Origin of the sequence: Poseidonibacter antarcticus, from assembly GCF_003667345.1 — a bacterium.
GTDB classification, from domain to species: Bacteria; Campylobacterota; Campylobacteria; order Campylobacterales; family Arcobacteraceae; genus Poseidonibacter; species Poseidonibacter antarcticus.
This window is the reverse complement of the sequence record NZ_RCWF01000010.1, coordinates 86,672-94,854: the sequence shown is the minus strand read 5'-3', so window position 1 is coordinate 94,854 and position 8,183 is coordinate 86,672. Positions and strand designations below refer to the sequence as shown.

General features: G+C 26.6%; 5 protein-coding genes. 2 read left to right on the top strand and 3 right to left on the bottom strand.

Translation table 11 applies throughout. The features are described from left to right. Window positions 1-84 precede the first annotated feature (84 nt). Genes lysS through D9T19_RS11500 form a run of 3 tightly spaced genes read right to left on the bottom strand, consistent with a single transcriptional unit; the run spans window position 85 to window position 4,533 of the window. Entirely contained in the window at window positions 85-1,608 is a 1,524-nt protein-coding gene (gene lysS / locus D9T19_RS11510) for a lysine--tRNA ligase (protein WP_121628385.1), read from the bottom strand. Between the two features lie 12 nt (window positions 1,609-1,620). Next, window positions 1,621-2,403, bottom strand: a complete 783-nt coding sequence (locus D9T19_RS11505; protein WP_121628384.1) for a CvpA family protein — start codon at window positions 2,401-2,403, stop codon at window positions 1,621-1,623. 54 nt (window positions 2,404-2,457) lie between these two features. Then, window positions 2,458-4,533, bottom strand: a complete 2,076-nt coding sequence (locus D9T19_RS11500; RefSeq protein ID WP_121628383.1) for an ATP-binding protein — start codon at window positions 4,531-4,533, stop codon at window positions 2,458-2,460. 85 nt (window positions 4,534-4,618) lie between these two features. Here D9T19_RS11500 and ispG point away from each other — a divergent pair, with 85 nt between their 5' ends. Together ispG and dnaB are read left to right on the top strand one after the other, a co-directional pair. Next, window positions 4,619-5,680 carry a flavodoxin-dependent (E)-4-hydroxy-3-methylbut-2-enyl-diphosphate synthase gene (ispG, locus tag D9T19_RS11495; RefSeq protein ID WP_121628382.1) on the top strand — a complete coding sequence of 354 codons (1,062 nt, stop codon included), beginning with the start codon at window positions 4,619-4,621 and terminating at the stop codon, window positions 5,678-5,680. Beyond that, window positions 5,680-8,151 carry a replicative DNA helicase gene (gene dnaB, locus D9T19_RS11490; protein WP_121628381.1) on the top strand — a complete coding sequence of 824 codons (2,472 nt, stop codon included), beginning with the start codon at window positions 5,680-5,682 and terminating at the stop codon, window positions 8,149-8,151. The genes ispG and dnaB overlap by 1 nt, the downstream gene beginning before the upstream one ends. The last annotated feature ends 32 nt before the right edge of the window (window positions 8,152-8,183 follow it).

The window sequence follows — 8,183 nt, the reverse complement described above, 5'->3', positions numbered from 1 at the left end:
TCTAATTCGTTTTCACAAATTTCGAATACTTCTGCATCTGCTTCTTTTAGGTTTGCGTTTGATATATAGTTCATTTTGTAGTCCTTATTTTTTATCTAAATCATCAAGAAGATTGATTTCTTGAGCGATTGGTTTCATTGCTGGGAAAAGTAATACATCTCTTATTGAATGTTGGTTTGTAAGCATCATTACTAATCTATCAATACCAATACCTTGACCTGCTGTTGGAGCCATACCATAAGATAAAGCATTTACAAAATCTTCATCCATTTCATGTGCTTCATCATCACCACCTGACTCTTTTGCTGCCATTTGTCCTTCAAATCTTTTAAGTTGATCAATTGGATCATTAAGCTCAGAGAATGCATTTGCTATTTCTTTTCCTGCTATAAATAATTCAAATCTATCCGTTAAATGTGGTTTATCATCACTTCTTCGTGCAAGTGGTGAAATCTCAACTGGATATTCAGTAATAAAAGTAGGGTCTATTAATTTTTCTTCAACATATTCATCAAATAATTCACCTTGAAGTTGACCTAAGTTCATTTTTTCATTTACATCAACATTTGCAGCTTTTAAATATGCAATAATTTTTTCTTTATCCTCTGTAATATCAGCAGGAACTCCACCAATTGAAGTTAAAGATTGAATTAAAGGAATTTCAGTGAAATTATCAAAATTAATTTTTAAATCACCATAAGGTAGTATTGTTGGTAATTCTAGGTGCTCAAATAAATATTCAAAATACTCTTTTGTAAGTTCTATTAAATCTTTATATGTTTTATAAGCCCAATAAAATTCAATTGAAGTAAATTCAGGATTATGAGTAGCATCCATTCCTTCATTTCTAAAACATCTATTGATTTCAAACACAGCTTCAAATCCACCAACAATACATCTTTTTAGATATAACTCAGGTGCAATTCTTAAGAATCTATCAACACCTAAAGAATTATGATGAGTAGTAAATGGTTTAGCATTTGCTCCACCTGCAATTGGGTGCATCATTGGAGTTTCAACTTCTAAAAAGCCTTTATTTTCAAAGAATCTTCTTGTTAATGAAATTACTCTTGATCTAATATGGAAAGTCTTACGAACTTCACTATTCATAATTAAATCTAAATATCTCTGTCTATATCTAAGTTCTTTATCTTGAATTCCATGATATTTTTCAGGTAATGGTGAAATTGATTTAGTTAAAATTTTTAAACCATCAACATGTAATGAAAGTTCACCTTTGCCTGTAACAAATGGAAATCCAGATACTTCAATAATATCACCAACTTCTACAGTTTTTTTGAAAGTTTCATTATAAAAACCTTCAGGTAGATTATCTCTACTTACATATATTTGTAAAAGACCTGATTCATCTTCAATTTTTAAGAAAGAGGCTTTTCCCATAAGTCTGAAGAATTTAATTCTTCCAGCTACTGTATAGTTTCTTTTTTCATCTCTTTTATCTTCTATTTGAAAAATATCACTATTAACATTGATAAATTTTCCAATTGTTGTGTTTCTTGAACATTCATTTGAATAAGGATTAATCCCTGCTTCTCTTAATTTCTCTGCTTTTTCTATTCTTTGTTGTATATATTTATTTTCGAACAATGTAAGATTCCTTTATTTATTTTCTTCTGTTTTATTTACTATGCTTTGTAATTTTTCTTTTACTGTATTAATTTGTTCTTCTGTTATATTTTTGGTATTTGAAACTGAATCTTCAACTTCTTTTACTACTTCTTCTTGAACAGATTTTTTAACATCATTTATAGTGTTTTCTACGCTATTTGAAATTTCTTTTTTAGTTTCTTTAATATTATTTTTAATCTCTTTTACAGAAGAATTCTCACCAGAACTAGCTTTCTTTGCACTATCTACAACAGTATCAACAGTTTTCTCAATATTTGTAGTAATTGAACTTGTGTCAAGTTTAATAATATAAGAACCAACACTTATTAAATGAGGGATAACCATAGAATTTGAAGTTTTATCATCAATTGCTTTTTTGAAAGATTGTACTTGATATAAAGCATAAGCAATAACTGAAAAAATTAAAAACACTTTTGCAGCACCAAATATAAATCCAAAAATTCTATCAAATACACCCAATCCACTAGCTGAGAATATTTTACTAACAATTATTCCTAATACGTAAACAATAAGCCAAAAACCAATTAAGCCAACAATAAAACCAATTAAATTAATCGTAGTTTGGTTTTCAAGTGCTAAAAATGGTGCTATTAAATTACCAATATCAGCTGCTGTTCTTGATGCTACAAAAATTGCACCAATAATTCCAATAATTCCAAAAACTTCTTTTATTAAGCCTCTAAATAGTCCTTTAAGTCCTAGAATTAGCGTAATACCAATTATTACTATATCAAAAATATTAAGATCCTGCATAGATTTCCTTTGTATAATATGCGCCATTGTAGCGAATATTTTCAAAATAGAACTTTAATTAAAATCTATAATAAAGTTAGCACCTTTATATTTTTTATTTTTAAGTGTAAAAGTGTCATTTTTTACATAAACTTTATAAGACATATGATTTACAAAAAGTTCATGAACTATATAAAGACCAAGTCCTACACCAAAAGATTGGTGTTTTGTAGTAAAATATGGCAGGAATATTTTTTCAATATTTTTTTCTTCGATACCTTCTGCTGAATCTTTTATTTGTAAAATTTTATTTTTTAATTCAATAATAATAAATCTATTTTTTGGATCTTTTTTATTTTTAAGTGCATAAACTGAATTATCTATAATATTAAATATTGCTTGTCCAAAATCATTTTTACTACAATTTAGTAAAAAATCATTATCATAAGTAAAAGTACAAATGATATTATTTTCTTTAAATATTGAATCAAGAAAATTAATTGTATCGTTTATTGATTCCACCATCGAAATATTATTTATATTGTCATCTTTATTAAAAAAAGTTGTAAAATTTTCAATAGTATTTGAAAGTTTCTTTGTATTATAAATTATTGAATCACAAGAATTATTAAACTCCTCATCACTTAGGATCTTCATTTGTTTTTGTAGTTTTATTCCACTAGCAATTGTACTTATAATACTTAGTGGTTGTCTCCATTGATGAGCAATATTTTTTAAAGTATCTGCAATAGCTGCAATTTTTGATTGTTGATAAAGAAATCTATCTTTTTCTTTATCTTTTTGTATTTTTAGAATTTCTTGTGTTATATCAGTAAATGTAGCAATAATATAATTCTCTGAAGTGATTTTTGAAGTTTTTAAAGAAAAATATCTTAATTCATCTTTAGAGTTTTTCATTACAACTCTAAAATTTTTATCTTTGTTTTCAAAAACATACTCAGCCCAATTATTCCCATTATAATCTTTTTTTATTATATATAATTCATCATTCATATCTATAAATAAATCACAAATACATGTATGAATTTTTTTAAAATCTTCAAGAGTCTTTGTCTTAGTAAAAAATTCAAAGAATTTTTTATTTATATCAATTATTTTATCTCCATTAGTTATTACAATAATACTAGATTGAGAATCTAAAATTGATTGTTTCTTTTGCTCTTGAAATTTAATACCTTTTAAATGTTTAGAATATAAATAAATTAAAAATGAGAAAAATATTATGATTAAAGCAATTATCAATGTCATTATAGTTTGAATTTTAAATGACTCAACAAGATGTAAATCAATATTTTTTAAATCCATAAAATTTATAATATAAGCAAGTGTTTTTTTGTTTTTATCATATAAAGTATACTTAGAAATCAAGTAATCATCTTTAATAATATACTTAGGAATATGTACTATATTTTCTATGCCATTTTGTTTTATATAATTTACTAGTTTAATATTTGCATTTTTATTTGCGATATAATAATCATCAATAAAAATATTAGTATAAGGGTATTTTAATATATTTTTATATTTTTTATCTGTAATTACAAGTGAATTGATATTATTTTGTTTTAAATCTTTAGTAATCGAATTAAAATGAGTTATTATTTCTAATGCACCAAGAAAATTATGACTATAATCATATATAGGAGTTCTAGCTTTTAATGTTAAACCAAAAAGAGCAACACTTATTGAAGTTGAAATTTTTTTATTTTTAAGAGTTTTTCTTAAATCTTCTCTAAATAATAAATTATCACCTTTTTTATCTGTCCAAGAACGATAAATACTTTTAGCATTTTTATCTACTACTTGAATCCAAACATCTTGATATTTGGAATATTCTTTTATTTGATTGATTAATTTTTCATAATCTAATTTTTTATAATCTTTTTTTTGCATAAAATTATATAAATTATCATCTTTTGCTAAAGCTAAGGCAATAGCTAGTGTGGTATTTTGTTTATCTATTATAAGATTTTGAGTTATTTTTGTGATGTTTGAATGTACTGAGTTATAAACTGATTTTAATAAATCTTCTTGTTTATTTAAAATATAATAATAAGAACTAAAAACAATTGATGTTGTTAAAATTAAAAATAACAATATAATGATTGAAATATCTTTTTTTGAATTCATTTACTAACTTTTAGTCTTTTTAATAAAATTTTATCTTATTATATCTAATCTTTTCTTTTTATTAATTTTGTGCTAGAATCCTGACATGATAAAAAGATACCCAACAAAACAAATATTCGTAGGAAATGTACCAGTTGGTGGCGATGCCCCAATTCCTGTACAATCAATGTGTTTTACAAAAACATCTGATATTGAAGCTACTGTTGAACAAATAAGAGCTTTACATTTTGCAGGTGCTGATATTGTAAGACTGGCTGTGCCAAATAAAGAAGCTGCTTTGGCATTAAAAGAGATAAAAAAACAAGTAGATTTACCAATAGTTGCAGATATTCACTTTCATTATAAGTTAGCTCTTATTGCAGCTGAGTCTGTAGATTGTATTAGAATTAATCCAGGAAATATTGGAGATAGAAAAAGAGTTGCAGAAGTAGTACGTGCTTGTAAAGAAAGAAGTCTACCAATTAGAATTGGTGTAAATTCAGGTTCACTAGAAAAACAATTTGAAGATAAATACGGACAAACACCAAAAGGTATGGTAGCATCGGCTGATTATAATATAAAATATTTAGAAGATTTAGATTTTACAGATTTAAAAGTATCATTAAAAGCCTCTGATGTTCAAAGAACAGTAGAAGCGTATAGAACTTTAAGACCTATGAATAATTATGCTTTTCATCTTGGAGTTACAGAAGCTGGAACACAATTTCACTCAACTATTAAATCATCAATTGCCTTAGGTTCATTATTACTAGATGGAATTGGAGATACTTTAAGAGTTTCAATGACAGGCGAATTAGAAAAAGAAATTGAAGTAGGAAAAGCTATTTTAAAAGATGTTGGAATTGCAAAAGAAGGATTAAATATTATTTCTTGTCCGACTTGTGGAAGAATTGAAGCTGATTTAGTAAAAGCAGTTGCAGAAGTTGAAAAAAGAACAAAACATATAAAAACATCACTTGATGTATCTGTTATGGGATGTGTTGTAAATGCAATAGGTGAAGCAAAATCAGCAGATGTTGCAATAGCATTTGGAAAAGGTTCAGGACTTGTTATGAAAAAAGGTGAAATCATAGCAAAATTATCAGGTGATGAATTAATAAATAAATTCTTAGAAGAAGTAGAATTTGAAGCTGCAAAAAGATCATAATGGATAGTGTTTACAGTATAAATATAGAAAGAGCAGTATTAAGTTCAATACTTTTTAATCCTGAAGAATTAGAAGATGTTTTAGGTGTTTTAAAAGCAAAAGATTTTTATTTACCAGCACATCAAAAAATATTTGCAGTTATGATAAAACTTCATGAAGATGATATGCCAATTGATGAAGAGTTTATAAGAAATAAGATTAATTCAAAAGATGTTGATGACTCTATATTAATAGAAATATTATCAGCAAATCCAATTACAAATACTTTAGCTTATGTTCGAGAAATAAAAGATGGCTCAGTTAAAAGAGAGTTAGCAACCCTAGCAACTACAATAAAAAAAGTAGCACTAGAAGAAGAAATAAGTGCAAATGATGCACTAGATACTGTCCAAGGTGCACTTTATAAAATATCAACAGATTCAGCAACCTCTGAACTAAAAGATATGCAAGTAATTACAAGTGACACACTTTCATATATAGAAAGAATGAAAAAACTAGGAAATAAACACCTAATAGGTGAAACAACAGGTTTTGATGCACTTGATAGAAAAACAACAGGATTTAATGAAGGTGATTTGATTATTATAGCAGCGCGTCCAGCAATGGGAAAATGTCTAGCACGTGGTACAAAAGTTTTAATGTTTGATGGTTCTTTAAAAAATGTCGAAGATGTAAAAATTGGTGATAAACTAATGGGTGATGACTCAAAGCCAAGAAATATTTTATCAGTTACAAGTGGAAAAGAGCAAATGTACTGGGTTCGTCAAAATAAAGCTATTGACTATAGAGTAAATGAATCACATATATTATCTTTAAAAAGAAGTCGAAATGAAGGTCCACATAAAAATGGAGATATTTTAAATATAAATGTAAAAGAATACCTCGAAAAAAGTGATAAATTTAAAAGTAATTACAAAGGCTATAAAGTTCCTGTAGATTTTGAAGAAAAAACTACTAAAATAGAACCATATTTTTTAGGATTATGGCTGGGAGATGGAGCTTCAAGAAAAGTATCTATCTACACTCAAGACAGTGAAATAATTGATTATTTAAATGCTTATGCTAAAAAACTAGATTTACAAGTTAGAGAATATATTCAAGAAAATAAATGTCCAGAATATTCAATAACAAACAAAAAACAAGTTGATGGGAAAACTGCATTTTCATTACAAAAACTTTTAAGAGAAGAAAATTTACTTGAAAATAAACATATACCAAGAGATTATTTAATCAACTCACAAAAAAATAGATTAGAATTATTAGCAGGTTTATTAGATAGTGATGGTCATTATGATGAAAGTGCAAATGGTTTTGAAATAACACAAAAAAATGAAAATCTAGCAAAACAAATTAAATATCTATGTGATACTTTAGGTTTTAGAACTTCTTTAATAAAAAAGATAGCAAAAATAAAAGATATAGATTTTCAATGTGATGTTTATAGAGTTAGAATTTTTGGAAACATAAACATAATACCAACAAAAATAAAAAGAAAAAAAGCAAAAGAGTGGACTTGTAATAGAACTTGGAATCAAACAGGAATTACTATAGAAAAAGATATAGTTGATGAGTACTTTGGTTTTGAAATAGATGGAAATAAATTATTTTTATTAGAAGATATGACGGTAACTCATAACACAGCACTAGTTTTAAATATGGCTTTAAAAAATGTTGAAATGAATAAAGGTGTAATCTTCTTTTCACTAGAAATGCCTGCTGAACAACTTATGCTAAGAATGCTTGCTGCTAAGACTTCTATTCCTTTACAAAACCTTAGAAAAGGTGATATGAATGATAATGAATGGAGTCAGCTAAGTGGTGCTTTTGATGACTTAAATACAAAGAAATTATTTGTAGATGATAATGGTAGTATTAATATTAACCAACTTCGAGCAAGAGTTAGAAAATTAGCCCAAAATGAAGATAATAATATTTCACTAGTAATAATAGATTACCTTCAACTAATGCAAGGGACGGGAAATAAAGATAGACACCAAGAGGTTTCAGATATTTCAAGGGGTCTTAAAATGCTTGCACGTGAAATGAAAATTCCAATTATTGCACTTTCACAACTTAACAGGGGAGTTGAGAGCCGACCTGATAAAAGACCAATGCTTTCAGATCTTAGAGAATCTGGTGCTATTGAGCAAGATGCGGATATTATTATGTTTGTATATAGAGATGATGTTTATAAAGAAAGAGATGAAGCAAGAAAAGAAAAAGAAGCAAAAGACAAAGGTGAAGAGTATCGTTCATCATTTGTAAACAAACCAGTTGAAGAAGCTGAAATTATTATAGGAAAACAAAGAAATGGACCAATTGGAACTGTTAAACTAGACTTCCAAAAAGCTCTTACAAGATTTGTTAATAAAGAAAATGATATGAATTCATCAACTCCTGTAGAAGTAACATTTGAAAATATTGCAGATGTTGAGAGAGAAACTAATATAGATATTCCTGATATACTATAAATAAGGGCTTGTTAAATTATTTTTAGTTATAA

Bases quoted from the DNA above. Each gene is read 5' to 3' on its own strand.
- D9T19_RS11505 (WP_121628384.1), bottom strand. From the start codon at position 2,403: ATGCAGGATCTTAATATTTTTGATATAGTAATAATTGGTATTACGCTA.
- D9T19_RS11500 (WP_121628383.1), bottom strand. From the start codon at position 4,533: ATGAATTCAAAAAAAGATATTTCAATCATTATATTGTTATTTTTAATT.
- ispG (WP_121628382.1), top strand. From the start codon at position 4,619: ATGATAAAAAGATACCCAACAAAACAAATATTCGTAGGAAATGTACCA.
- dnaB (WP_121628381.1), top strand. From the start codon at position 5,680: ATGGATAGTGTTTACAGTATAAATATAGAAAGAGCAGTATTAAGTTCA.